Raw genomic sequence first — 25,568 nt, forward strand, 5'->3', positions numbered from 1 at the left:
TTCTCCTTTTATAAATATGCGATTAAGCCTTTTATTTCTTGTTCGGTTAAATCTGCGGTTAATGAAAAACGCAAACGTGCCGTGCCTTTGGGTACTGTTGGCGGACGAATAGGTAAGCAATAATAGCCTTGTTTTTGCAAATAATCGGCTTTTTCCACCGCTTGCTGATTTTTACCTAAGATATATGGCACGATGCAAGTTTCGCTTAACAGCGGAAATTCACTTCTTTTCGCCACTTCAGTTCGCAAGATTTGGCTTAATTTCTCAAGATGATGACGCTTTTCGGTAAATTGCGGTAATTGTTCAAATAAAAAGTAAGTCCAAGCAACATTAATCGGTGGAAGTGCGGTAGAAAAAATTAAAGGACGCATCGTATTGATTAAGTATTCTCTTATCTCGCTATCACAAACAAGATAAGCCCCCATAGATGCCAATGCCTTACCAAAAGTCCCCACTAAAAAGTCAATCTCTTGAATACAGTCGAAGACTTCTGCCATTCCCAAGCCTTGTTGCCCGTATACACCTATGGCGTGGGCTTCATCAACATACAGTAGCACATTGGTGTAACGTTTTTTGAGTGCAACTAACTGTTGAAGATCCGCAATATCGCCGTCCATACTAAAAACACTTTCTGTAACAATAATCACTTGTTGGTAGCGCTCTGAATGTGTCTGCAATAGCAGCTCAAGATGAAGATAATCATTATGCTTATAACGGAAAAAATCCGCCCCGGAAAGTCGAATGCCGTCAATCAGACTGGCATGAACAAATTTGTCGGCCAAAATTAAGGTTTGTTTATCAGCCACTGCAGGCAAAATACCAATATTGGCGTGATAGCCGCTATTAAATAATAGAGCGGATTCTCGCTGAAAACGTTGTGCTAATAGCGTTTCAAAATCCTGATAAATCGGGAAATTGCCCGTTAATAAACGAGAAGATGATGATGTGAGCGGTTGATTTTTACCGATAGATTGCAAAAATCTTTCCACCTGTTGTGCATCATTTGCCAAACCCAAATAATCGTTAGAGGATAAATTCAACATCGTCAGACCACGAGCAACAACAAATTTTCCCTGATGTTCAATATCAGGGAATTGGCGTTTCTGCCCAATTTCATCTAATTGCTGAAGATGTTGAGTAAATTTATTCATCATATTCCTCTTTAACTACGGCTAATAATTGCTCGGTTAAAAAGCTTAATTGGTTAGGTTCGATAATAAAAGGCGGCATAATATAAATAAGTTTACCAAAAGGACGAACCCAAATGCCCTTTTCTACAAAGCGTTTTTGTAAAGAAACCATATTGACTGCTTCACGCATTTCCAGCACCCCAATCGCCCCTAGAACACGGACTTCAGCAACGGATTTAAACGCTTTAGCCGGTGCAAGTTCAGCCTTGAGCTGCGCTTCAATTTGATGGATTTTATGTTGCCAATCGCTTTCCAGTAAAAGTGACAGAGATTCATAGGCTACCGCACAAGCCAGTGGATTCCCCATAAACGTTGGACCGTGCATAAAGCATTTTGCCTCGCCTTCACTGATGGTATGAGCAATATACTCGGTAGTAATGGTTGCCGCTAATGTTAAGTAACCGCCGGTTAATGCTTTGCCGATACAAAGAATATCCGGCACAACATTGGCATATTCTAAAGCAAATAATTTGCCTGTCCGCCCAAAACCTGTAGCAATTTCGTCAAAAATCAGCAATACACCATGTTGATCGCAAAGTTCTCTCGCTCGTTTTAAATACATTGGCGAATAGAAATACATTCCGCCGGCGCCTTGCACAATGGGCTCTAAAATCAATGCGGCAATGTGGTGTCCTTCCTGAGCAAGCAATTCTTTCAATGGTTCAATCGCACTTTCTTGCCATTCTTCATCAAATTTAATCGAAGGTTGGGGTAAAAAATGTTGAATCGGTAAGCGGTGGCGGAATAAGCCGTGCATACCCGTAACAGGATCGCAAACAGACATGGCGTGCCAGGTATCGCCGTAATAGCCCGAACGCACGGTGGCAAATTGATTTCGCTCTTCCCCTTTCGCTTGCCAATATTGCAATGCCATTTTCAATGCCACTTCCACCGCAACAGAACCGCTATCGGCAAAAAATATTTTGTTTAATGATTGGGGTAAAATGGTCAGCAATTTTTCCGTTAATTTTACCGCCGGTTCGTGCGTGATACCGCCGAACATAATATGGCTCATTTTGGCTAATTGTTCAGTGATTGCGTTGTTTAAGCGTGGGTGGTTATAACCGTGCAAAGCTGCCCACCAAGACGACATACCGTCAACCAGCACACGACCGTCTTTAAGATAAATTTCAACGCCCTTTGCACTTTCCACCGCATAAACGGGTATAGGTTGCGTCATTGATGAATAAGGATGCCAAATATGCGCTCGGTCAATCTCAATTAATTTGTCTAAATCCATTTTACCACCATAAAAAAGCCCTATTTTGTGAATAGGGCTTCATCATTGTCATTATTGCAGTAACGAAATATCCGCAACCTGTAAGAACAAGTTACGTAAGTTGTTCAGAATTGCTTGACGGTTTTGGCGAAGTTTTGGATCTTCGGCATTAACCATCACTTTATCGAAGAAGTTATCCACCACTTCACGTAAACCGGCTAAGCGGTCAAGTGCGGTTTGATATTCGCCTTTTTCAAATAGTGGTGCAAGCTCTGCTTGTAATGCAATTACTTGTTCTGCAAGGGCTTTTTCTTCCGCTTCCACTAATAAAGTGCGGTCGATTTCTGATGAGATTTCGCCTTCTACTTTCGCTAAAATGTTGCTCACACGTTTATTCGCTGCCGCCAACGCTTCTGCACTGTCTAAAGTGCGGAAATGCGATACCGCACGCACACGAGCGTCAAAGTCTGCTGGGCGAGTTGGACGGCGAGCGAGAACCGCTTGGATAACATCCACCGCAATGCCTTCATCTTGATACCACGCACGGAAACGACCGAGCATAAAGTCCACCACTTCTTCCACAACGTTGCTGTTGGTGAGTTTGTCGCCAAACAATTTTGCAGAAGTCGCCACTAAATCGCTCAGATCAAGCGGTAAGTTTTTCTCTACAATAATGCGTAACGCACCGAGTGCCGCACGGCGTAAAGCGAATGGGTCAGCACTGCCTTTCGGTTGCTGACCGATACCGAAAATCCCTGTGAGCGTATCAAATTTATCCGCCAATGCAACAGAACTTGCCACCAGCGATTTCGGCAATTCATCGCCTGCAAAGCGTGGCATATATTGCTCGTTTAACGCCACCGCCACTTCTTCATCTTCGCCATCGTGACGAGCATAGTGCATACCCATTACGCCTTGCGTATCGGTAAATTCAAACACCATATTGGTCATTAAATCACATTTCGACAACAAGCCGGCACGTTTCGCTTTGGCTTCATCAGCACCGATTTGTTTTGCAATTTCGCCTGCAAGTTGTTCAATGCGAGCGGTTTTGTCACGCAACGTGCCAAGCTGTTGTTGGAACAACACGGTTTCTAAACGTGGTAACTGATCTTCCAAACGTTGTTTTAAGTCGGTTTTGAAGAAGAATTCCGCATCGGTCAAACGTGGACGCACCACTTTTTCATTCCCTTCAATGATTTTGCTTGGATCTTCAGGGTTGATGTTCGACACAAAGATAAAGTGCGGTAAAAGTTTTCCGTCTTTATCATAAATCGGGAAGTATTTTTGGTCGCCTTTCATTGTGTAAACCAAGGCTTCCGCAGGCACGGCAAGGAAACGCTCTTCAAACTTCGCCGCTAACACGTTCGGATATTCCACTAAAGACGTCACTTCGTCTAACAAGTCTTCTTCAATATCCGCCACGCCACCTAAAGCGGTCGCTTTTTCTTGAGCTTTTGCAAGAATTAATGCTTTACGCTCGTTGAAATCCGCAACAACTGAGCCTTTTTCTTTTAACAACGCAGGGTATTGATCCGCGTGGCTGATTTGGAACTCACGCTCGCCTAAGAAACGGTGACCACGAACGGTTGTACCGCTGGCTACGCCTAAAATTTCGCCTTCGATTAGCTCATCGCCTAACAATAAGGTTACAGTGTGGACAGGACGCACGAACTGTTCGGTTTTATCGCCCCAACGCATTGTTTTTGGAATAGGCAATTTTGCCAACGCTTGGCTGATAATGCCCACCAACAAGTTTTTGGTCGGCTGACCTTCGATCACCGCACGGTGAACCAGCCATTCACCTTTATCGGTGGCAATACGCTCCGCCTGCTCAACGGTAATGCCACAGCCTTTCGCCCAGCCTTCCGCCGCTTTGGTCGGCTTACCTTCCGCATCAAACGCCGCCGACACCGCCGGACCACGTTTTTCCACTTCTTTGCTTGGCTGTGCTGTCGCAAGCCCCAATACTTTCACCGCTAAACGGCGTGGTGCTGCAAACCATTCCACTTTGTCAAAGCTCAAACCCGCTTGGTTTAATTCCGCTTCAACATTCTCCGCAAATGCGGTCGCTAATTTTTTGAGTGCCTTCGGTGGCAACTCTTCTGTGCCGATCTCGGCGAGGAAGTTTTGTGTTGTCATTTTTCTATCTCATTGTAGGGTGCGTTTTAACGCACCGTTTGATTTTAAATTGAATCTTTTTCAATAGTAGCTTCACATTTCACAGGGAAATTGAGTGAGTTTGCAATAAAGCATGCCTGATGTGCATTTTTGTGTAATGCTAATGCTTTATCTACATCCGACTCTTTCGAAATTCGCACACGAGGTTTTAATGTCGCTGAAAGGAAACGCCCTGCTTGTTCGGAACTGCCTTCATCCATCACTGCGATTGCCTCATCACAATATTCCAACACAACTATGTTATTGACCGCACAAAAATGTAAATACCATAATTTATGACAGGCGGAAATGGATGCCAATAACATATCTTCGGGATTCCAACGAGTTTTGTCGCCACGAAAAGCAGGATCAGAGGAACCTAAAATATTGGGTTTATGAGGTGCCGAAACAATAAAATCTCTCCCATAGGTAGTATAAGATGAGGTACCCGAGCCTAAATTTCCAACCCATTTCACAATAACTTGATAGAGATGTTGTTTCATTATTTCTTTCCTTTAAAACCCCGATAATACTCAGCAGAGTAGGACATTATCATTTTGAATTTTTACAAATTTCAGACAAAATCTGACCGCTTGTTACTTCCCCCATACTGACGTATGGGGTTATGCATAGTGCGGTTGCTCCGCAACCTATTAGCTTGTCGCAGAGCGACAACACTATGCTTAACCTAGTACGTCAGTGCTAGGGCTAACTCAGCTAAATCCAACACCACTCTCTCATCTTCCAACACTAACGCTGGAATACCGATATAGCCATTTGCTTTGGCATCATCAAAAGCAGGGTGGCGATCACGCAATCTGAGAAAGGGTTTAAAATTTGCACCGCTTTGGGTAATATCCACCGCTTCGTAGTCCACGCCTAAACGTTGTAATTCAGCGACAAACGGGGCGGTGTCTGGGCACCAATGGGCGAAATATAAAACGGGTTTGGTCATCTTGAACTCCATTATTTTTCCACTTTAGCCTTTAAACTGTTCTGCAAAATTTGTTGGAAGCGGTCATATTCACATAATCCTTTGCTATCCAATGAACAATCCGTTAATTCTAATCTTGCTCGATAAGGAGGTGTAGATAAATTTAACGGAGTAAGGTTTATTAGTTGTTCTGTTGTTTGATAAACGTACTCTAAGCGAAATTTTCTCTGTCCGCTATTCTTATGTTTCCAAACTTCAAAGAATAATTTTCCACCGATTGGAATATTTTCCAATGAATTTTCCAATTCATAAGGCTTTACATTTAATGCTGCAAGTAAAGCCACTATATTAGAGTCATGTCCCACCAGTAAAATAATTTTATTTTCGCTGTTTAATTGTTGCTGAATAAGTTGTAAAAGTGGCTGAGAAACATTTTGTGCTAGAGCCTGATTTCCTTTAAATAAGGTTCGATAATAAGCATTTTTGATTTCGTTAATCGCTTGCCATTTCTCTTGAGTATCGATATTCCCATGGGCAATATCAGCACTAGGTTTACCAACATAATGAGCAAGAAGTAATGCACCCACAATTTTCTTTGCGGTACTAATTGACCCTGTAATTTTTACCGATTTATTATCTTGGATACTATATTCACCAGATTTTTCGCCTAAATCACACTGATTTTTTTGGAGACAATTCGTTGAATGGCGGTAATCAATCAGTTCACTTAATAAGGCATAATGTGGTTTCAGTTGCTGTTGTAATGCAGTTAAATCAATATTACGCTTAGCTTGTTCAATAAGCATTTCATCTGGTTGATGAGCCACAGCATCAAAAATGGGATCTTTTTCTGTCCCCACTTCGCCTTGATGTTGTAAATTAACAGAACAACCTGAAAATGCTCCAGCAACAATAGCTTGTCCAGTTGCAACAGTACGTTGCACGCTATTAGCATAAGCCCAAATTCCTTTACCCGTTGCACAGCGTTCTGTTGTCAGTAATGCTTGTTGAGCTAGCCATTGTCCAATATATTGCCCAAAGTAAGTTTCTAAAATGGTTCCTTTAGCCGTTAAATAGCCCGAAGGTACATCCCATTTAGCCCAGGAATAAGGAGAATACTTCTCCATTTCTTTAGGATCTTTTTCTACTGGGGAACGCAATCCGTGTCGGCTAAAGATCAACACTTTATCCAGCTCATATTCATCTAATGATAAATCATTTAGCTGTTCGGCTACGACACTATTTGCCAACACAGATGTGCAGAAAATAGCGGTCAAATATGGAAATACTTTTGTAAGATAACGCTTCATCACTAGACTAGCCTCTTTATATACTATTCAGATTTCGCCGCCAATGCTGTTGGGTTTGGCGTAGGTTCTGCAATTTTAGTCAAACGGTTACGATCTGTATGATGGAACGGTTCAGGATAATTCGGGATAATCATTACCGTATCTTGTTCATAAGACCAAGTACCATCATCATTGATTTTTACCTTAATGGTATAGCTTTCAGTCGTAAAGTTCTGTTCAATAAATGGGTTTGAAATAATGCCATTTGTCAGCGAGCCGCGTACGGCTTTCACGGTAAATTCTTTCGCATCCGCTGGCGCATTACCTGTTGCCATGAGCGTTTGTCCACGAGGAATACTGAGCGTGAAAAGAATATTGCCTGTTGCAGGCTCCCATAACCAATAACCAACTTGATCGTGGAATGTTTCCACCTCATTTGGCTGCACAATACGAGTATGATAGCGTAAGCCATAAAACAGTTGAGGGCCGTTTGTTTGAGCATCAATAGGCTGTAATTCAACATGCTCAATATAAGGATCTTTTTCTGGTCCCTCGGCTTTTGGATTAACATCTAGCCCACGCTTACCTTCCCACACGCCAGCCATTGCCGTTAAAGGACCTAAATTGGCTAAGGTGTTTACATCCGGTTCCGCTTCTGTGTAAATATCTTTTGGGTATTGATAGTCTGCCATTTCTTCCTCTTTTGGTTCTTTTATCTGTGCTTATAAAGTCGGTTTAGTTGCTTGCAATGCAGGATATTTCTCATTCATCATTGCCGCCCAAGCGGTCAGATTTGGGAAATCTTTTGCTAAATCATAACCTGTATTATCAGGGCGGAACTGCCACCAATCAATTAAGCAAACGGCGGTTAATGTGCCGATATTTAACTCATCGCCAAATTCTGCCAGCTTTTCTTCAAGCTGTTTAAAGCTACGAATATTGCGATCCATCAACTGTTGATGGCGAGCTTTCCACCACTCATTTTCAGGGCGAAAACGGCGTTCGGTAACAATGGTTGGGGTGGTATTTTCCAAGATACCTTCAACCAATGCGTGCAAACTTAATACACGCCAACGTTTTTCATCTTTTGGAAATAATGTGGGTTGCGATCCCATTTCATCTAAATACTGGCTGATCAGAAAACTGCCAAACAGCCATTCGCCGTTTTCCATTTGTAACGCAGGAATACGCCCTAACGGATTATCCTTGTTATGTGGCGAGTCGGGGTCAAATGAATTAGTAATACGCAACATCTCCACTTGATTTTCCAGTTGATGATATTTCAATGTCGCCACCGCTTTGCGTGCGAACGAGCTCGTTGTTGAGTACCAAAGTTTCATTTTCTCCCCCTTTCCTTATTTTTTACAACCTGGGAACCCTAACGCTTCACGGCTTGCATAGTACGCTTCCGCCACGCCTTTGGTTAAGGTGCGAATACGTAAAATGTAGCGTTGGCGTTCGGTGACAGAGATCGCTTTGCGTGCATCAAGCAAGTTGAAACTGTGTGCCGCTTTTAAGATACGCTCGTAAGCTGGCAATGGTAACGGTTTTTCTAATGCTAATAACTCTTGAGCTTCTTTTTCGTATTGATCGAAGCAGTAGAATAAGAAATCGGTATTCGCATATTCAAAGTTGTAAGTCGATTGCTCCACTTCGTTTTGGTGGAACACATCGCCGTAAGTGGTTTTGCCAAGCGGACCGTCCGACCAAACAAGATCGTACACGCTATCCACGCCTTGAATGTACATTGCTAAACGTTCTAAGCCGTAAGTAATTTCGCCCGTTACCGGTTTACACTCTAAACCGCCCACTTGTTGGAAGTAGGTAAATTGAGTGACTTCCATACCGTTTAGCCACACTTCCCAACCTAAGCCCCACGCGCCTAGCGTTGGGTTTTCCCAGTTGTCTTCCACAAAGCGAATGTCGTTTTGCGTTGGGTCGAAACCTAACATTTTCAGGCTGTCTAAATAGAGTTCTTGAATGTTATCCGGTGATGGTTTGATTACCACTTGGAATTGATAATAGTGTTGTAAACGGTTCGGGTTTTCGCCATAGCGACCATCAGTCGGACGGCGTGAAGGCTGAACGTAAGCAAACGCCATCGGCTCAGGACCTAAAGCACGCAAACAAGTCATCGGGTGAGATGTCCCCGCGCCGACTTCCATATCGAATGGCTGAACTACGGTGCAACCTTGGTTTGCCCAGTAATCTTGCAGAGCTAAAATCATACCTTGGAAAGTTTTAACGTTAAATTTCGATGTCATTGTCTTTTTCCTAAAATCATTCTAAAAAATACCGCTATTATAGCCTGTAAGCGGTCGGTTTTTGTGATTTTTTTGCAAATTTTCATTTTGGTTATGCTTTTATCCACAAAAATTTGCGATCTACCCCTCATTTTTTGTAATCTTTCCGTGAATTCTTTGTAAAACCTCGCTAGAATAAAGGTATTCATCACTCTAAGAAGGAACGCCTTATGAACATTCCATTCTGTTTGCCCGAAAACATTTCTGTTCAAGATTTTTTGCAAAATTATTGGCAAAAACGACCGCTTCTAATCCGTAATGGGTTACCACAAATTGTCGATCTCTTTGAGCCGAGCGATATTTTTGATTTGGCTTTAGAAGAAGAGGTTACTGCTCGCCTTATTCAATGCCACGATGAGCAATGGTCTGTCAAAAACAGCCCGTTTGAGCCAAGTGATTTAGAAAATCTTGCTGAACAATACTCTATTATGGTGCAAAACTTAGAGCAATGGTCACCGGAACTCGGGGCATTATGGCAAGCCTTTAGCTATATTCCACAATGGCAACGAGATGACATTATGGTTTCTTGCTCACCAAAAGGCGGTACTGTCGGTAAACATTATGATGAATATGATGTATTCCTTGTTCAAGGCTACGGACAACGCCGTTGGCAAGTGGGCAAGTGGTGTGATCCTTCCACAGAATTTAAACCTAATCAGCCGATCCGTATTTTTGACGATATGGGCGAATTAGTAATTGATGAAGTGATGAACCCAGGCGATGTTCTTTACGTACCTTCACGTATGGCGCATTATGGTGTGTCTGAAAGTGATAGCTTAACCTTCTCTTTCGGCTTACGTTACCCAAATGCGGCGGACTTATTGTGTAAATTCACGCAGGCGCTCGATCAACATAATGAAGCGATGGCGACATCAGAATTTAATATTCCGTTCCGTCTATCGCCAAATGAACAACCGAATGCGTTGCTCGATCCGAAAATGGTCGCAACATTCAAACGCCAATTGATTAACTTGTTGCAAGATTCCGAGCAATTTGATGCGATTTTTACCCACGCAGTTGCTTCTGCGGTAAGTTCTCGCCGTTATGAATTGTTGCAAACCGAAGGCGAAAATTATCCTGATGAAATCCAAGAAATTTTGGAAGAAGGCGGCTGGATTCAACAAGATGCAAACGTAAAAATTCTCTATACCGAAAATCCACAGCGCATTTACGTTAATGGCGAATGGATTGATGAGTTAAATGAAGCTGAAGCCAATTTGCTGATTCGAATTGCAAACGGCGACTCGATTTCTTGGAATAAACTGGCTTCAAAAGCCAAAGATCAAGAAGAGCTAGAATTATTGCTTGATACACTTTGCGATTGGCTCGATTCCGGTTGGGTTATTCTAGAAGAAGCAGAATAAGCAATTTGCAAGCGGTAAGATTTTTTCTACCGCTTGCATTTTTTATATCTAATACACATTGCATAAATTGCAACACAAACTCTCAATATTATCAATTTACGCAACCAACCGTTTGCGTTATACTGCGCCTAATTTAATCAAACCCTATTTTTAATCATAAGGAATAAAAAATGGCTAACTATTTCAACACATTAAACTTACGTGAAAAACTTGACCAATTAGGTCGTTGTCGTTTTATGGATCGTAGCGAGTTCGCGGACGGTTGCAACTTTTTAAAAGGCAAAAAAATCGTGATCGTAGGTTGTGGTGCGCAAGGTTTAAACCAAGGTTTAAATATGCGTGATTCTGGTTTAGATATTGCTTACGCATTACGTGCAGAAGCGATTGCAGAAAAACGTGCATCATTTACTCGTGCATCTGAAAATGGTTTTAAAGTTGGCACATACCAAGAGTTAATCCCAACCGCAGATTTAGTGATTAACTTAACCCCAGATAAACAACACTCTAAAGTGGTAGCAGATGTGATGCCGTTAATGAAACAAGGCGCAGCATTCGGTTATTCACACGGTTTCAACATCGTTGAAGAAGGTGAGCAAATTCGTAAAGACATCACCGTTGTGATGACGGCACCAAAATGCCCAGGTACAGAAGTGCGTGAAGAATATAAACGTGGTTTCGGTGTGCCGACATTAATCGCAGTTCACCCTGAAAACGACCCGAAAGGCGAAGGTATGGCGATTGCAAAAGCGTGGGCAAGTGCAACAGGTGGCGACCGTGCAGGCGTGTTAGAGTCTTCATTCGTAGCAGAAGTAAAATCTGACTTAATGGGTGAGCAAACCATCCTTTGCGGTATGTTACAAGCAGGTTCTATCGTGTGCTACGACAAATTAGTGGCAGACGGTAAAGATCCGGCATATGCAAGCAAATTAATTCAATACGGCTGGGAAACCATTACCGAAGCATTAAAACAAGGCGGTATCACATTAATGATGGATCGTCTTTCTAACTCAGCGAAAATCCGTGCCTTTGAATTAGCGGAAGAAATCAAAGCACAGTTAAACTTCTTATATTTAAAACATATGGACGACATCATCAGCGGTGAGTTCTCATCAACAATGATGGCAGACTGGGCAAACGGCGATGCAAACTTATTAAAATGGCGTGAAGAAACAGGCAAAACAGCCTTTGAAAACTCACCAAAAGCAGACGGTATCAAAATTTCTGAACAAGAATACTTTGATAACGGCGTAGTAATGGTTGCAATGGTAAAAGCAGGTGTTGAAATGGCATTTGATGCAATGGTTGCAAGCGGTATCTACGAAGAGTCTGCATACTATGAGTCATTACACGAGCTTCCGTTAATTGCAAACACTATCGCTCGTAAACGTTTATACGAAATGAACGTAGTAATTTCAGATACAGCGGAATACGGTAACTACTTATTCTCACACGTTGCAACGCCAATCTTAGCTGAGAAATTAATCCCGATGTTACAAAAAGGCGATTTAGGCGAACCAACACCAACCGTTGAAATCGACAATGTGTACTTACGTGATATTAACGATGCAATCCGCAACCACCCAGTTGAGTTAATCGGTCAAGAATTGCGTGGTTATATGACTGATATGAAACGCATCGCTGTTGGCGACTAATTTTTAGTGATAGAAAAGCCTGCTATGGAAATAGTGGGCTTTTTGTGTTTTTTATTAAGGATATTATTGATATGAGAAAATTAAAATTATCTGCGGTTTATACTGCTTTAATTGCGAGTGGGTTAGCGGTCAGTTCTGCGGAAAGTTTTGCAAGAAATTGTGATCTAGACACTAATGTTATTAACCAGACTAATGCAATATTGGACAGCTGTACCACTTCTTTTAGCTATAATGGGAAGGAAGAAACCTATCTAGTTGATTTAATGGATAGCACATTAAATGTTAGTGCAAGTAATGTAGGTTTTACATCTACGGATGAATCATTTCCACACGATATTTTTCGTGCCAATAACTCAACACTCAATATCCAAAATAGCGATGCTCATCTTAATGCTAAATTAGGCGATATAATCCAGCTTACTAATTCAAGTAGTACGCTTAAAAACAGTAGTCTAGGAGCAAAAAATGGCGCCAATAATATTTCCCTTGAGAATAGCACTATTACGATAAATGATGGTTGGATTTGGGGTTCTGATGATGGCGTTATCGTTGAATTATCAAAAACAGGAAATACCGTTAATTTTAATAATGTCAGTATTCCTCGTTCTACCACGGTTTTTGGACAAATAATCAAAAGTAATGATACTGCTATTAAGGCTAAGATAAACCTAGACAATACTAAGATTCAAAGTAAATTCTTAATTCTAGCAGGCAGTAATGATGATGCGGGTCTTACCAATCCATTAAATGAGGAATACGATCTTACTGCTACAAATTATTCTAGACTATCAGGCACAATATCCATTATTCCTGATAGTATGAGTAAAGACCCAACGATAAATCTTACTCTCAATAATTCTGAATGGACTGTTTCTACATTCACAGACACAGAAGAAAACATAAAATACGAGAATGCCATCACAAACTTAGCTCTTAATAACGGTACTGTGAATATACAAAAAGAGACACCATTTCAAACTCTAACCATCGGTAACTTAACGGGAAGTGGTACTTTTATTGTTAATACCGATATTGCAGAGCAAAATTCAGATAAAATTGTGATTACTGGTTCGGCAGAAGGCAGCCATTCTCTTCGTGTTAAAGATACCTATAAGGAACCTAATACGTCAGATGGAAAAGTTATCTTAGTAAAAATATCTGGAAAAGGAGATGCAACCTTTGGTTTATTAAATGGCGACTACATTAATGCTGGAGCTTACCGCTACTATTTAGGTAAAGATGGAAATGATTGGGTTCTATCTCATAAAGTGAGCCAACCAGAAAAACCTGTTGAACAACCAAAACCAGTCGCACCAGTAGAAGAGCAGCCAGAACCGACTACACCTCCAACTTCGGAACAAACAACAGAAGTCAGCCCAACACCACCTGTTGTGCCGGTTATCCCAACGGAACAACCTGAACCAACAACGCCAGAATCTGTTGTTCCGCCAATGGTTGAAAAAGCTCTCAGTGAAAAATCCAATGCCCTTGTTTCACTCCGCCAAGCACAACTTGCCTTAGTGGAAAGCAACCTTGAAGGCTTACATCAACGTTTAGGCGAATTGAAAAACGGCGAAAAAGGCAATGTGTGGGTGCGTAATGTGAACTCTCGCAACGATTTCGCTTCAACCCGTACTGCTAGCGATTCGCACTCATCAGGCTTTGAGCAAGATGTTCACAGCGTTCAATTAGGCGCAGATGCTGCTTTAACTGATAATATCCGCTTAGGTGGCTTTGTGGGTAATGCTCGCTCTGATGTGGATTTTGATGGCGAATATGGTTCAGGCAAAGTGAAAACTCAATCACTCGGTCTTTACGGCACTTACCTTGCCAGCAACGGTTTCTATTGGGATAACGTGGCAAAATATGAATACGTGAAATCAGAGTCGGCAAGCACTGGCAAACGCAAATACAATGCTTATACCCTTTCTACTGAAGTCGGACGTATTCATCAGCTAGGTCAAGGCTGGACGGTTACCCCACAAATTCAAGCAGCGTGGACAAGATTATCCAGCCAAAGCGATGAAGAACGCTTATCCGCTCTAACTGCCCGTGCCGGTGTGCGTGTGGCAAAAGCCATTGAGTTTGATGGCTGGAAACTTCAACCTTATGCGGAAGTGAATGGTATTACTACGCAAACCAACCAAAGTACGGTGCGTGTAAACCAATATCTGTTTGATGTCTCTGAAAGCAAAGGACGTATTCAAACGGCTTTAGGTATTAACGCTGCCGTAGGCAATCATAGATTAGCCTTAGAAGGCTCTGTAACCAACGGTAAATACTTAGATCAGCCGTATAAAGTCCAAGCGGTTTATCGTTATAGTTGGTAGATCAAACGATAAAGGGGCAAGATACTTTGCTAATTTGCCCCTTTATACTAAGAAATTAAATATTTATTCAATTACTACATAATGCCGTATTTTTTATTAAGGATATTATTGATATGAAAAAATTTCAACTTAGTGCAATTACAGCAAGTTTAATGTTTGCTTTTTCAAATGCTTATGCAGCAGACATTAATCATACTTGTAATGTTCAAACACAGTGTAATTATGGGTTGTTCTATAAGGGATATACAAACCTATCTACAAATGAACGTAGAACTGAAAGATATTGGATTTTAAATAGTAATACAGAAGCCCCATTAGGTGTCTATGAAGATAACTTAAAAGTTAAGGTTGTTCCACAGCACTATCAAAATACAGCGGCAACAGAGTCCACTACTACTCCTAGTTCTTCTACCCATTTAATTTCTGTTTCAAATTATGCAGAATTTAATCCTATCACGAACAAAAGGGAAGATACTCTAAATAACGCATACATTACTATTCCAACCGGCACAACAGCAACATTATCAGAATTATCAGGAAATGGAGATATTTTGAATCTTGCTAATGTGAATGCCGTCATAGAAAAAGGGGTAAAATTTACTTTAGAGCCAAACTTTGAAGAAAAATATAATTTAGGAGATAGTTATTTTTCAAATGCTATTCATGCCACCGGTAAACATGCGAACGTAACTACTTCTGCTGATATTATTGTTAATGCGCCCGAAGCAACAGGTATTGATATAGATAACGAAGCAAAATTAACTGCAAAAGATCACATCATTACACTCAATAGTGCTGAAGCTTGGGGCGTTGAAATTAATAGTGGTGCACAAGCAATTATTAATAATGTTCGTATCTCTGGCAGTAATTATAGCCAATCAGGTATTGGTATAGGATACCCAAACTCTTACGTTCAAGTAAATAATAGCTCAATTTCCTTAACTAACGATAGTTTAACTTCAGGCATCAACTTATATAGCGGTAAAGCTGAAGTAAATGATAGTCAAATTGAAGCACAATATGCAATTACCGCCGATGCTTTTGGTTATACAGGACAAGATCGTTTTATAACAGGCAATCATAATGTTATTAACATTACAAACAGCACATTTACTGGGCGAAATGCATTACTTTCAGTTAATCCAGATACAGATGAAAACCCTGATGTGGATCAGTTTATGACACATAGCACAACATTAAATGCTGAAAATAGTAACCTTTACGGTGCCGTCAGAACAAATACCTATTCCGATGATATTCAAACACCAGAATGGTTTAAAAATAATGTGTCAATGACTCTGAAAAACAGCCAGTGGACAATCAACAACGATAGCGAAGTTGATCTTCTTGCTGTATCTAAATCTAACATTACATTTGAGCCATCTAGCTCTGCTTTTAAAACATTAGCAATTACTGATCTCATCGGCAATGCAAACTTTACATTGAATACCGATCTTGCTAACCAACAATCGGACAAAATTGTGGTAACTGGCTCTGATAGCGGTTCATTTGGTTTAAACATTAATGATTCAGGTAATGAACCCAATGCAGCAAATGGTAAAGTAACCCTTGTCGAAACCGTAACAGGCACAGCTCAATTTGCCCTGTTAGGTAAAGATTATGTCGATGCCGGTGCGTACCGTTATCGTTTAAATCAAGAAGGGAATAACTGGGTGCTTTCTAATAAAGCTGGCGAATCATCAAAAACAACAACTCAACCAGAAAAACCTGTTGAGCAGCCAAAACCAGTCGCACCAGTAGAAGAGCAGACAAAACCGACTACACCTCCAACTTCGGAACAAACAACGGAAGTGAAGCCAACACTGCCTGTTGTACCGGTTACACCAACGGAACAACCTAAACCAATAACGCCAGAATCTGTTGTTCCGCCAATGGTTGAAAAAGCTCTCAGTGAAAAATCCAATGCCCTTGTTTCACTCCGCCAAGCACAACTTGCCTTAGTGGAAAGCAACCTTGAAGGCTTACATCAACGTTTAGGCGAGTTGAAAAACGGCGAAAAAGGCAATGTGTGGGTGCGTAATGTGAACTCACGCAACGATTTTGCTTCAACCCGTACCGCAAGTGACTCGTTCTCATCAGGCTTTGAGCAAGATGTTCACAGCGTTCAACTCGGTGCAGATGCTGCTTTAACTGATAATATCCGCTTAGGTGGATTTGTGGGTAATGCGCGTTCTGATGTGGATTTTGATGGCGAATATGGTTCAGGTAAAGTGAAAACTCAATCACTCGGTCTTTACGGCACTTACCTTGCCAACAACGGTTTCTATTGGGATAACGTGGCAAAATATGAGTATGTAAAATCTGAGTCAGCAGCCACTGGCAAACGCAAATACAATGCCTATACCCTTTCTACTGAAATCGGACGTATTCATCAATTAGGTCAAGGCTGGACGGTTACACCACAAATTCAAGCAGCGTGGACAAGATTATCTAGCCAAAGCGATGAAGAACGCTTATCTGCCTTAACCGCCCGTGCTGGTGTGCGTGTGGCAAAAACCATTGAATTTGATAGCTGGAAACTCCAACCTTATGCTGAAGTGAATGGTATTACTACACAAACAAATAGCAATCAGGTTCGTGTAAACCAATATCTGTTTGATGTTGCTGAAAGCAAAGGGCGTATCCAAACAGCTTTCGGTATTAACGCTGCCGTAAGTAATCATAGATTAGGCTTAGAAGGCTCTGTAACCAACGGTAAATACTTAGATCAGCCGTATAAAGTCCAAGCGGTTTATCGTTATAGTTGGTAATCATCAAGCGGTCAGAATTGCGAAATAATTTGCAAATCTGACCGCTATATTTATATTTTTGCCTTAAAACAAAAATCTCGCCAAAGTAAGAGTGGTAAACCTTTATTTTACCTGTGCTAAAAATTGATAAATCGCAGCCATATCCACTTCACTTAAACCAGCGTCATTTGCCTGATTGTAGCTAGTTGCGGCTTGTTCGATAAGTGGGAACGATCGACCTTGTTTTAACATTTCTGCTTTAGCTAAATTAAAATCTTTCGTCATATGTTTCATCATAAAAGCTGGGCTAAAGTCGTCTTGTAGATACATTGGTACTTTCGCTTGGAAAATAGCTGTGTTCATTGCTGAACCTGAGATCATCTCGATGACTTTTTCTTTAGGGATACCATACTGATCTGCAAATACAAGGGCTTCGCCATAGGCTTGAATGAAAATACCTAATAATGAGTTAATCATTAATTTCATTCCACCTGCTTTTCCAACTTCGCCGTAATAAAAAGTCGTGGTGCTAAACGCTGAGAATAATGGTTTAAGCTGCTCAACAATTTCCTCTTTACCTGCAGCTAAAACTAACAATTTACCTGCTTCAGCAACCTTGCTTGATCCAGAAACCGGCGCCTCCACAAATTCTGCACCATATTGTGCTAATAATGCTTCCACTGCTTGGTTTTGAACAGGCGAGATCGTGCTCATATTCACAATGAGCTTCCCTTTTAATGCTGATAAAACCTTTTCGTCTAATACCTGCTGTACCGCTTGATAGTCTGCAATCATTAAAAAGATTATCTCATTTGCTTGCACTAATTCTAAGACGGAATCGTAAGCCGTTGCACCTAATGCCACAACTGCTTCACATTTTGCTTTGCTACGGTTATAAACACCTACTTTAGTGCCTTGATTTAATAAATGCTTAACCATAGGCTCGCCCATTTGACCTAAACCAATCCAGCCAACTTGATTTGTATTAAATTTTTGCATAATTTTCTCCTTTATTATTGAACTATGCATTTCCTTGATTAAGGGCTTTCGCAAATCGCTATACCGTGAGGATTTGCTGATAGCACTATAACATAATCGATATCGTCATCTCAAAATTTGTACAAATTTGTTGCAAATCAATGCGATTGGTCAAAAACAATTATTAAGTGAGGGTAAAGAGTATTTTTACTGAAGAAGGGTTTATCCTCATTATACTTTTTATTAAAATGACTTAACTTTTTTATCCCGTATTTTATTTAAAGAGGAATCCGATTATGGCAAAACAAATCGCCGTACTTATTGGTAGCGCAAGCAAAACATCAGCAAGCCGACTTGTTGTTAAACACTTACAAAAATTGCACCGGCAAGCATTCAGTTAAATATCGTTGAAATTGGCGATTTACCACTTTACGACCGTGATTTAGATGAAAATTCTCCGGCAGAATATACTCGTGTTCGTGAAGCTGTGGCAAATGCGGATGGCGTACTTTTAGTTAGCCCGGAACACAATGCGGCAATTTCAGCAATGTTAAAAAATGCGATTGATGTTGTTTCTCGCCCAATGGGTCAAAGTAAATGGATTGGCAAACCGGCTGGTATCGTAACCGTTGCGGCAGGTATGGCTGGCGGTGTGCGTGTCGCAGATCAATTACGCGCTATTGCATCAGGTACTTTTATCAACATGCCTGTTTATTCACAAAATGCGTCTGTAGGTGGTGTATTTAATGGCGTGTTTAACGAACAAGGCGAAGTAGTACTTGAGCCTGTTGTTCAACTGTTAGAGAGCTTTATCCAAGGCTACGCAAAATTTGTTGAGAAATTTTAATTTTCTTCGATAAAACAAGCGGTCGTAAATCATCAGAAATTTACGACCGCTTGTTTTTTTACGCTAAAGTTTCTGTACTTAACTGCCACCCCATTTGGCGATATTGCTTATAACGTTCACGCGCTTGTGTTTTGTCCGCTTCATGAATCGGAACAAACTCAATCACTTGCGTAAAACTCGCTACATATTCTGGAATATCTTGTTGCAGCGAAATCAGCAGATCTCTGCGCTGTGCGTTGCGTTTTCCTTTCCAAGAAATCTCGATAGGCGTAGCGTATTGTGTTACTTCACCAGACAAATTGTGTGGCACAAAGGAATCCGGTTCTCTCGCCCAAAGCCGTTCGTCAATTTCAAACGCTTGCTGTTCCGTTTCACAAGCAATAAGTACTCGTTTTCCTAATCGCCATGCTTTTGCAGCTAAATCGCAAGTGTGTTCATAAATGTTATCTTGGGTTAAAACATAAAATTGTACTTGTTTCACATCATATTCCTTCAAGCGGTCAGATTTTTATCTTTTTTTACCACGTTTTAAAATCCCCCTATCCCACCCATTTTTACTTCAATCAATACAGGGTTGTACAAATTACACGGTTACTTTACGCTTTAACTTGTACGGAGCTACACAGTATATCAATGAAGCTGCTCTTCGCTTCTGTACAATTTTCGACGCTATATAACCTTAAGCGAGGTTTTGTATTCGCCTTGAAGTAAAAATTACCCTTTTAAATTAAAGATCGTTTAGCCAGTTAGCTTGCTGGATTTGTGTATCAAGTTCTCGATGTTGTTTTGCAATGTGATCAATGCGTTTACGCAGCTCTTTAACATCGATCGCAGATAACATTTTGATTTCACTACGGCTATAACGATCAAAGGTTGGCGTTGCGGCGTTTGCTAATTCTACTAACATAGCATGTTCATTTTTCAATCTGTCTCGTTGTGCAAGTGCAGAGACCATCAACAAGCCATTTTCTAAATAAATGCGATGGTTTGCCATATTGATTTTAGTCACCATTTGCTCTAATAACAGCGTAATTTGATGATATTCATTAAGCAAGCTATTCGGATCTTCAGTAGGTTGCTCGCCTTCTTGATATTGAGCATTTTGGCGTAATCTTTGCTTTAATTGTTCTAAACGGCGTTGTAAATCTGCGCGTTCAATCAAGGCTTCTGCTAATTTCATCATTTCTCCCTGAACTAAATTGATTTACAATACTCTAACATAAGAGCTACATCATTTCGATGAAATGATGTTAAAATTTACTTTCCAATTAACCTAAACATGAGGATATGAAAATGGGTTTATTTGATTTCGCCGCAGATATCGGTCGCAAGTTATTTACAAAAGAAGAGGAAGCATCAAGTGCAGTAACAGAACATCTTGCACAAGATAATCCTGGTGTTGAAAATGTACAAGTTACCGTTGAAAACGGCGTAGCAAGTTTAAGTGGTGTTGCTTCAACAGCGGCGGCAATTGAAAAAGCAGTATTAATGGCTGGTAACGTAGCGGGTATTGATACCGTTAATATTGATAATGTCCAAATCGCAAATGGCGAACAAATTGCCGGTGATGATGAATTCTACATCATTGCTAAAGGCGATACCTTATGGAAAATCGCAGAAAAAGCTTACGGTAACGGTGCAAAATATACAGCAATCGTTGAAGCTAACAAAGAAGTTATTAAAGATGCGGATAAGATCTTCCCAGGTCAAAAAATCCGTATTCCAAAAGGTCTTTAATCCTTAAAATATCAAAATGGAGAATAGTATTTCACTATTCTCCATTTTTTATCACACAAACCTTGCGATTTCCTCTCGACAGATCTCTGATAGATCGCTACAATGTTCGTCTATTTCTCTATCTTTTATATACTCAAATTGAGGTTTAAGAATGTCAATTTCTATTGAAACTTTAGAAGGCTTACAACGCCGTGTAACAATTACCGTAGCAGCAGATAAAATCGAAGCTGGTTACAAAGAACAATTAAAAGGCTATGCAAAAAATGCTCGCGTAGATGGTTTCCGTAAAGGTAAAGTGCCACACTCAATCATCGAGCAACGTTTTGGTTTAGCGGCTCGTCAAGATGTATTATCTGAAGAAATGCAACGTGCATTCTTTGATGCGGTTATCGCTGAAAAAATCAACCTTGCAGGTCGTCCAACTTTCACACCAAACAACTACCAACCTGGTCAAGATTTCTCATTCACAGCAACTTTTGAAGTGTTCCCAGAAGTTGAATTAAAAGGCTTAGAAAACATCGAAGTTGAAAAACCGGTTGTTGAGATCACAGAAGCTGATTTAGACAAAATGGTTGATGTGTTACGCAAACAACAAGCGACATTCGCAGAAACGGCTGAAGCCGCAAAAGCAGATGACCGTGTAACAATCGACTTCGTAGGTTCAGTAGATGGCGAAGAGTTCGAAGGTGGTAAAGCATCTGATTTCGTATTAGCAATGGGTCAAGGTCGTATGATCCCTGGTTTTGAAGAAGGTATCGTAGGTCACAAAGCGGGCGAACAATTCGACATCAACGTAACTTTCCCAGCAGAATACCACGCTGAAAACTTAAAAGGTAAAGCTGCGAAATTCGCAATTACCTTGAAAAAAGTAGAAAACACCGTTCTTCCTGAATTAACAGAAGAATTCGTGAAAAAATTTGGTTCTGCAAAAACCGTTGAAGAGTTACGTGCAGAAATCAAGAAAAACATGCAACGTGAGCTAAAAAATGCATTAACTGCTCGTGTGAAAAACCAAGTAATCAACGGTTTATTAGCAAACAACGAAATCGAAGTACCGGCTGCAGCAGTTGCGGAAGAAATTGATGTATTACGTCATCAAGCGGTTCAACGTTTCGGTGGTAAACCTGAAATGGCAGCACAATTACCGGCTGAATTATTTGAAGCGGATGCAAAACGTCGTGTTCAAGTAGGTTTATTACTTTCAAGCGTGATCGCATCTAACGAATTAAAAGTAGATGAAGCACGTGTTGAAGCGATGATCGCAGATATCGCATCAGCTTACGAACAACCAGCGGAAGTTGTTGCTCACTATGCGAAAAACCGTCAATTAACTGAAAATATCCGTAACGTGGTATTAGAAGAACAAGCGGTAGATGCAGTGTTAGCAAAAGCGAAAGTAACTGAAAAAGCAATGTCATTTGATGAAGTAATGGCACAACAAGCTTAATCTCTTTAAGTTTAAAAGGTGGGCAAATGCCCACCTTAAAAATAAATGGTCAATGACACCAATTTTTATTTGATAAGACTTAGAGAATTTAGCTATGGAACAACTTACTTTTACTCAACAACTTCAACAATTCATTTCAGCACACCCTGTACTTGTGGCAGCGTGGGTTGCGGTTTTTGTTGCGGTTCTGTTTAGCCTGTACAAAGGCTTAACCAGCAAATTTAAAGTGGTTAATAACGCACAAGCAACTGAATTGGTAAATCGTGATAATGCCGTTTTCTTAGATATTCGTTCTGATGAAGAATTTAGAAATGGACATATTGCTGAAAGCCACAGCATCCACCCAAGCGATATTAAAAGCGGTAAAATCAATGCCATTGAGAAATTTAAAACTCAACCCGTCATTGTTGTTGATGGCAACGGTTTTAATGCAAACTCATCGGCAGAACAACTTACCAAGCTTGGCTTTGCTAAAGTTTATGTGCTAAAAGAAGGGCTTTTAGGCTGGAGATCAGCAAACCTTCCAACTGTAAAAAAATAAGGAAATCGTATGTCTGAAGAAAATCAAGTTGCGACTCAAGAAACAGAAGTACCTTTTGAGTTTCAAATTCAACGTATTTATGTTAAAGATGTTTCTTTCGAAGCACCAAACTTACCTAACATTTTCCACCAAGAATGGAAGCCACAATTAGGTTTTGAACTTGATACTGAAACACGTGAATTAGGCGAAGATCTTTATGAAGTTGTGTTACATATCAATGTTTCTACAACCTTAGAAGACAGCGGTGATACAGCCTTCATTTGTGAAGTTAAACAAGCCGGTGTATTTACCATTAAAGGTTTAGAAGGTATCCAATTAGCGCATATGCTTGCGGCACAATGTCCGGAAATCCTCTACCCTTACGCTCGTGAGTTAATCGCAAGCCTCGTAAATCGTGGCACATTCCCAGCGTTAAATCTTTCTCCGGTAAACTTCAACGCTTTATTTGCGGATTATCTTGCTCGTCAAGAAGCAGAACAAGCTGAACAAGCAGTAAACTAATTACGCTCAGAAAAAATAGGTATGTGAAAGCATGCCTATTTTTTTATTTTTGACTATGGTATAAAGCGGTCTAATTGATCTTATTTTTTGCAAAGGAATATCTATGACATCAATGTATTCGGCACCTGTTACAATTTTAGGCGCAGGTTCTTACGGCACGGCGCTCGCCATTGCGTTATCACGTAATGGGCACAAAACTTACTTATGGGGTCATCAAGCCGAAGCGATGCAGGTATTAGCTCAAGATCGGGAAAATAAAGCCTTTCTGCCAAATATTCCGTTCCCTGAAGCACTCGAAATCGAGAGTGATCTCGCGCAAGCCCTTTCAAAAGCGAAGGATTTATTGATCGTGGTACCAAGCCATGTATTTGCTGATGTTTTAAAAACAATGAAGCCCTTTATTCGCCCGGAACACCGTATTATGTGGGCAACAAAAGGGTTAGAGCGAGATACAGGGCGATTACTTCAAGACGTTGCTTTGCAAATTTTAGGTAAAAATCATCCGCTTGCTGTGCTTTCCGGCCCGACTTTTGCGAAAGAATTAGCAGAAGGCTTACCGACTGCGATTTCTTTAGCTTCAAACGATCCTCAATTTGCGGATGAAATGCAGCAACGCATTCACTGTTCTAAAGCATTCCGTGTCTATCTTAACACCGATATGATCGGTGTACAGCTTGGCGGCGCAATTAAAAATGTGATTGCGATAGGTGCAGGTATTTCAGATGGGATGGGATTTGGTGCAAACGCACGCACCGCTTTAATCACCCGTGGCTTAGCTGAAATTAGCCGCTTAGGACTTTCTCTCGGAGCCGATCCTAAAACCTTTATGGGCATGGCAGGACTTGGTGATTTAGTGCTGACATGTACCGATAACCAATCACGTAACAGACGTTTTGGGCTCGCCTTAGGGCAAGGCAGAAAAGCGGAAGAAGCCATTGCCGAAATCGGGCAAGTGGTAGAAGGCTTTTACAACACCAAAGAAGCCTATTTGTTAGCCCAAAAACAAGGGGTTGAGATGCCGATTGTTGAACAAATCTATCAAATGCTGTTTGAAGGAAAAAGTGCAACAGATGTTGCCAAAGAGCTACTTGGTCGTGAACGTAAAGGAGAGTGAGCCGTATGAAAAACGAAAAAGCACAACAGATTTGGCAAGAAATCCGTAAAGAAGCTCAAGAGCTTGTTGATAATGAGCCAATGCTAGCCAGCTTCTTCCACGCAACGATTTTAAAACATACCGATTTAGGCAGCTCTCTTAGCTATATTTTGGCAAACAAATTAGCAAATGCAATTATGCCTGCCATCGCATTAAAAGAAATTATTGAAGAAGCCTATCTCGCCGATCCGCAAATTATTAACAGTGCCGCCAGCGATATTGAAGCGGTACGAACACGCGATCCTGCTGTGGATAAATGGACCACGCCACTTCTCTACCTCAAAGGCTTCCATGCATTACAAAGCTATCGTGTGACCCATTACCTTTGGCAACAAGGACGTAAAGCCTTAGCGATTTACTTACAAAATGAGATCTCGGTGGCATTTGATGTCGATATTCACCCGGCAGCCCGTGTCGGCTGTGGCATTATGTTCGACCACGCAACGGGGATCGTTGTTGGCGAAACGGCTGTTATTGAAAATGATGTGTCCATCTTACAAGGGGTTACCTTAGGGGGAACAGGAAAAGAACACGGTGATCGCCATCCTAAAATTCGAGAAGGGGTAATGATTGGGGCGGGTGCCAAAATTTTAGGTAATATTGAAATCGGTCAATATGCCAAAATTGGGGCAAACTCTGTCGTATTACAACCCGTTCCTGATCATGCAACAGCCGCAGGGGTTCCGGCTCGTATTATCAGTAAATCGTCAGAACAAAAACCGGCATTTGATATGAACCAATACTTTGAGGATATCGAAGGCACCTACGGAGAAGGGATTTAGCATAACCGCCAAGTTATGAGGCTTGGCGTGTTTTAATCGTTCTAATACGAAAGAAGAAATACCAATACTGAAATAAAACGAGAAGAATTAACGCACCCCTTGCCCAAATGCTATTTGTCGTTAAGAAAGCAAAAAGACAAAATGGAAAAGCAATGGCTAAAATTGTGAATTTTTGTCTCATGGTCATCGCTCGTTTTTCATCAAATTCCTTTAAATACTTTTGATAAAACAGGCTATCGACAAACCACCGATGTAACCTTTCTGAACTACGGCTAAAGCAGAATAGTGCCAGTAACAGAAACGGCGTGGTTGGAAGAACAGGCAAGAAGATCCCCAAAATCCCCAAGCCAAGTGCCAAACCACCTATTCCCATATAAATCCACTTCTGCAT

23 protein-coding genes and 1 pseudogene are annotated in these 25,568 nt (G+C 40.9%); 11 read left to right on the forward strand and 13 right to left on the reverse strand.

Annotation, left to right across the window (positions count from 1 at the left end):
* Positions 1–8: 8 nt before the first annotated feature.
* From DDU33_RS01620 to glyQ, 9 genes are all read right to left on the reverse strand, one after another.
* Positions 9–1,151 (reverse strand): 8-amino-7-oxononanoate synthase, encoded by a 1,143-nt coding sequence (locus tag DDU33_RS01620; RefSeq protein ID WP_108922748.1) that lies wholly within the window; start codon positions 1,149–1,151, stop codon positions 9–11.
* Complete coding sequence (bioA, locus tag DDU33_RS01625; protein ID WP_108922750.1) at positions 1,144–2,430, reverse strand: adenosylmethionine--8-amino-7-oxononanoate transaminase; 1,287 nt, start codon at positions 2,428–2,430, stop codon at positions 1,144–1,146. The genes DDU33_RS01620 and bioA overlap by 8 nt, the downstream gene beginning before the upstream one ends.
* 51 nt (positions 2,431–2,481) lie before the next feature.
* Positions 2,482–4,551: a glycine--tRNA ligase subunit beta gene (glyS, locus tag DDU33_RS01630; protein ID WP_108922753.1), complete on the reverse strand. Its 2,070-nt coding sequence runs from the start codon at positions 4,549–4,551 to the stop codon at positions 2,482–2,484.
* Positions 4,552–4,595: 44 nt separating this feature from the next.
* Positions 4,596–5,072: an OsmC family protein gene (locus DDU33_RS01635; RefSeq protein WP_005820388.1), complete on the reverse strand. Its 477-nt coding sequence runs from the start codon at positions 5,070–5,072 to the stop codon at positions 4,596–4,598.
* Between the two features lie 185 nt (positions 5,073–5,257).
* Positions 5,258–5,524, reverse strand: a complete 267-nt coding sequence (locus DDU33_RS01640) for a hypothetical protein (protein ID WP_039895947.1) — start codon at positions 5,522–5,524, stop codon at positions 5,258–5,260.
* Between the two features lie 11 nt (positions 5,525–5,535).
* Positions 5,536–6,813: a histidine-type phosphatase gene (locus DDU33_RS01645; RefSeq protein ID WP_108922755.1), complete on the reverse strand. Its 1,278-nt coding sequence runs from the start codon at positions 6,811–6,813 to the stop codon at positions 5,536–5,538.
* 23 nt (positions 6,814–6,836) lie between these two features.
* On the reverse strand, positions 6,837–7,484 hold the full coding sequence (locus tag DDU33_RS01650; protein WP_005820393.1) for an FABP family protein: 648 nt from the start codon (positions 7,482–7,484) through the stop codon (positions 6,837–6,839).
* A 30-nt stretch (positions 7,485–7,514) separates the two neighbouring features.
* Positions 7,515–8,132 carry a glutathione S-transferase family protein gene (locus DDU33_RS01655; protein WP_005820395.1) on the reverse strand — a complete coding sequence of 206 codons (618 nt, stop codon included), beginning with the start codon at positions 8,130–8,132 and terminating at the stop codon, positions 7,515–7,517.
* A 15-nt stretch (positions 8,133–8,147) separates the two neighbouring features.
* A complete protein-coding gene (glyQ, locus tag DDU33_RS01660) occupies positions 8,148–9,056 on the reverse strand; it encodes a glycine--tRNA ligase subunit alpha (RefSeq protein WP_005820397.1) in 909 nt (302 codons plus the stop codon).
* A 209-nt stretch (positions 9,057–9,265) separates the two neighbouring features.
* Between glyQ and DDU33_RS01670 the strand changes: the two genes are divergently transcribed.
* The 4 genes from DDU33_RS01670 (at position 9,266) to DDU33_RS10970 (ending at position 17,212) form a co-directional block, all read left to right on the forward strand.
* Positions 9,266–10,459, forward strand: coding sequence for a ribosomal protein uL16 3-hydroxylase (locus DDU33_RS01670; RefSeq protein WP_108922759.1), 1,194 nt, complete (start codon positions 9,266–9,268; stop codon positions 10,457–10,459).
* 170 nt (positions 10,460–10,629) lie between these two features.
* Positions 10,630–12,111 (forward strand): ketol-acid reductoisomerase, encoded by a 1,482-nt coding sequence (gene ilvC, locus DDU33_RS01675; protein WP_005820405.1) that lies wholly within the window; start codon positions 10,630–10,632, stop codon positions 12,109–12,111.
* Positions 12,112–12,182: 71 nt separating this feature from the next.
* Positions 12,183–14,441: an autotransporter outer membrane beta-barrel domain-containing protein gene (locus tag DDU33_RS10965; RefSeq protein WP_167390531.1), complete on the forward strand. Its 2,259-nt coding sequence runs from the start codon at positions 12,183–12,185 to the stop codon at positions 14,439–14,441.
* Positions 14,442–14,554: 113 nt separating this feature from the next.
* Positions 14,555–17,212, forward strand: coding sequence for an autotransporter outer membrane beta-barrel domain-containing protein (locus DDU33_RS10970; protein ID WP_244175324.1), 2,658 nt, complete (start codon positions 14,555–14,557; stop codon positions 17,210–17,212).
* Positions 17,213–17,314: 102 nt separating this feature from the next.
* Here the strand turns inward: DDU33_RS10970 and DDU33_RS01690 are convergent, their stop codons facing one another.
* Complete coding sequence (locus DDU33_RS01690; RefSeq protein ID WP_108922761.1) at positions 17,315–18,190, reverse strand: NAD(P)-dependent oxidoreductase; 876 nt, start codon at positions 18,188–18,190, stop codon at positions 17,315–17,317.
* 275 nt (positions 18,191–18,465) lie between these two features.
* Between DDU33_RS01690 and DDU33_RS01695 the strand changes: the two are divergent.
* A pseudogene (locus tag DDU33_RS01695) lies at positions 18,466–19,016 on the forward strand (NADPH-dependent FMN reductase).
* A 58-nt stretch (positions 19,017–19,074) separates the two neighbouring features.
* Here the strand turns inward: DDU33_RS01695 and DDU33_RS01700 are convergent.
* Both DDU33_RS01700 and DDU33_RS01705 read right to left on the reverse strand, forming a co-directional pair.
* Positions 19,075–19,497, reverse strand: coding sequence for a DNA polymerase III subunit chi (locus tag DDU33_RS01700; protein WP_108922765.1), 423 nt, complete (start codon positions 19,495–19,497; stop codon positions 19,075–19,077).
* Between the two features lie 246 nt (positions 19,498–19,743).
* Positions 19,744–20,196 (reverse strand): DIP1984 family protein, encoded by a 453-nt coding sequence (locus tag DDU33_RS01705; RefSeq protein WP_108922767.1) that lies wholly within the window; start codon positions 20,194–20,196, stop codon positions 19,744–19,746.
* Between the two features lie 113 nt (positions 20,197–20,309).
* Between DDU33_RS01705 and lysM the strand changes: the two genes are divergently transcribed.
* The 6 genes from lysM to cysE all read left to right on the forward strand — a co-directional run bounded on the left by lysM (position 20,310) and on the right by cysE (position 25,177).
* The gene (lysM, locus tag DDU33_RS01710) at positions 20,310–20,753 is read left to right on the forward strand and encodes a peptidoglycan-binding protein LysM (RefSeq protein WP_005823455.1); all 444 of its coding nucleotides are present in this window, start codon (positions 20,310–20,312) and stop codon (positions 20,751–20,753) included.
* Between the two features lie 151 nt (positions 20,754–20,904).
* Positions 20,905–22,200, forward strand: a complete 1,296-nt coding sequence (gene tig, locus DDU33_RS01715) for a trigger factor (RefSeq protein WP_108922769.1) — start codon at positions 20,905–20,907, stop codon at positions 22,198–22,200.
* Between the two features lie 94 nt (positions 22,201–22,294).
* Positions 22,295–22,741, forward strand: a complete 447-nt coding sequence (locus DDU33_RS01720) for a rhodanese-like domain-containing protein (protein ID WP_108922771.1) — start codon at positions 22,295–22,297, stop codon at positions 22,739–22,741.
* A gap of 9 nt (positions 22,742–22,750) precedes the next feature.
* On the forward strand, positions 22,751–23,242 hold the full coding sequence (gene secB, locus DDU33_RS01725; protein WP_005820422.1) for a protein-export chaperone SecB: 492 nt from the start codon (positions 22,751–22,753) through the stop codon (positions 23,240–23,242).
* A 103-nt stretch (positions 23,243–23,345) separates the two neighbouring features.
* Positions 23,346–24,356, forward strand: a complete 1,011-nt coding sequence (gene gpsA / locus DDU33_RS01730) for an NAD(P)H-dependent glycerol-3-phosphate dehydrogenase (RefSeq protein ID WP_005820424.1) — start codon at positions 23,346–23,348, stop codon at positions 24,354–24,356.
* Between the two features lie 5 nt (positions 24,357–24,361).
* Positions 24,362–25,177 (forward strand): serine O-acetyltransferase, encoded by an 816-nt coding sequence (gene cysE / locus DDU33_RS01735; protein WP_108922773.1) that lies wholly within the window; start codon positions 24,362–24,364, stop codon positions 25,175–25,177.
* Positions 25,178–25,190: 13 nt separating this feature from the next.
* Here the strand turns inward: cysE and DDU33_RS01740 are convergent, their stop codons facing one another.
* The gene (locus DDU33_RS01740) at positions 25,191–25,568 is read right to left on the reverse strand and encodes a YbaN family protein (protein WP_108922776.1); all 378 of its coding nucleotides are present in this window, start codon (positions 25,566–25,568) and stop codon (positions 25,191–25,193) included.

The organism is Actinobacillus porcitonsillarum (genome assembly GCF_003101015.1).
GTDB lineage: Bacteria > Pseudomonadota > Gammaproteobacteria > Enterobacterales > Pasteurellaceae > Haemophilus_A > Haemophilus_A porcitonsillarum.

Excerpts from the sequence above, each read along its gene's own strand:
- DDU33_RS01620 (WP_108922748.1), bottom strand. The coding sequence starts at position 1,151 with ATGAATAAATTTACTCAACATCTTCAGCAATTAGATGAAATTGGGCAG.
- bioA (WP_108922750.1), bottom strand. The coding sequence starts at position 2,430 with ATGGATTTAGACAAATTAATTGAGATTGACCGAGCGCATATTTGGCAT.
- glyS (WP_108922753.1), bottom strand. The coding sequence starts at position 4,551 with ATGACAACACAAAACTTCCTCGCCGAGATCGGCACAGAAGAGTTGCCA.
- DDU33_RS01635 (WP_005820388.1), bottom strand. The coding sequence starts at position 5,072 with ATGAAACAACATCTCTATCAAGTTATTGTGAAATGGGTTGGAAATTTA.
- DDU33_RS01640 (WP_039895947.1), bottom strand. The coding sequence starts at position 5,524 with ATGACCAAACCCGTTTTATATTTCGCCCATTGGTGCCCAGACACCGCC.
- DDU33_RS01645 (WP_108922755.1), bottom strand. The coding sequence starts at position 6,813 with ATGAAGCGTTATCTTACAAAAGTATTTCCATATTTGACCGCTATTTTC.
- DDU33_RS01650 (WP_005820393.1), bottom strand. The coding sequence starts at position 7,484 with ATGGCAGACTATCAATACCCAAAAGATATTTACACAGAAGCGGAACCG.
- DDU33_RS01655 (WP_005820395.1), bottom strand. The coding sequence starts at position 8,132 with ATGAAACTTTGGTACTCAACAACGAGCTCGTTCGCACGCAAAGCGGTG.
- glyQ (WP_005820397.1), bottom strand. The coding sequence starts at position 9,056 with ATGACATCGAAATTTAACGTTAAAACTTTCCAAGGTATGATTTTAGCT.
- DDU33_RS01670 (WP_108922759.1), top strand. The coding sequence starts at position 9,266 with ATGAACATTCCATTCTGTTTGCCCGAAAACATTTCTGTTCAAGATTTT.
- ilvC (WP_005820405.1), top strand. The coding sequence starts at position 10,630 with ATGGCTAACTATTTCAACACATTAAACTTACGTGAAAAACTTGACCAA.
- DDU33_RS10965 (WP_167390531.1), top strand. The coding sequence starts at position 12,183 with ATGAGAAAATTAAAATTATCTGCGGTTTATACTGCTTTAATTGCGAGT.
- DDU33_RS10970 (WP_244175324.1), top strand. The coding sequence starts at position 14,555 with ATGAAAAAATTTCAACTTAGTGCAATTACAGCAAGTTTAATGTTTGCT.
- DDU33_RS01690 (WP_108922761.1), bottom strand. The coding sequence starts at position 18,190 with ATGCAAAAATTTAATACAAATCAAGTTGGCTGGATTGGTTTAGGTCAA.
- DDU33_RS01705 (WP_108922767.1), bottom strand. The coding sequence starts at position 20,196 with ATGAAATTAGCAGAAGCCTTGATTGAACGCGCAGATTTACAACGCCGT.
- lysM (WP_005823455.1), top strand. The coding sequence starts at position 20,310 with ATGGGTTTATTTGATTTCGCCGCAGATATCGGTCGCAAGTTATTTACA.
- tig (WP_108922769.1), top strand. The coding sequence starts at position 20,905 with ATGTCAATTTCTATTGAAACTTTAGAAGGCTTACAACGCCGTGTAACA.
- DDU33_RS01720 (WP_108922771.1), top strand. The coding sequence starts at position 22,295 with ATGGAACAACTTACTTTTACTCAACAACTTCAACAATTCATTTCAGCA.
- secB (WP_005820422.1), top strand. The coding sequence starts at position 22,751 with ATGTCTGAAGAAAATCAAGTTGCGACTCAAGAAACAGAAGTACCTTTT.
- gpsA (WP_005820424.1), top strand. The coding sequence starts at position 23,346 with ATGACATCAATGTATTCGGCACCTGTTACAATTTTAGGCGCAGGTTCT.
- cysE (WP_108922773.1), top strand. The coding sequence starts at position 24,362 with ATGAAAAACGAAAAAGCACAACAGATTTGGCAAGAAATCCGTAAAGAA.
- DDU33_RS01740 (WP_108922776.1), bottom strand. The coding sequence starts at position 25,568 with ATGCAGAAGTGGATTTATATGGGAATAGGTGGTTTGGCACTTGGCTTG.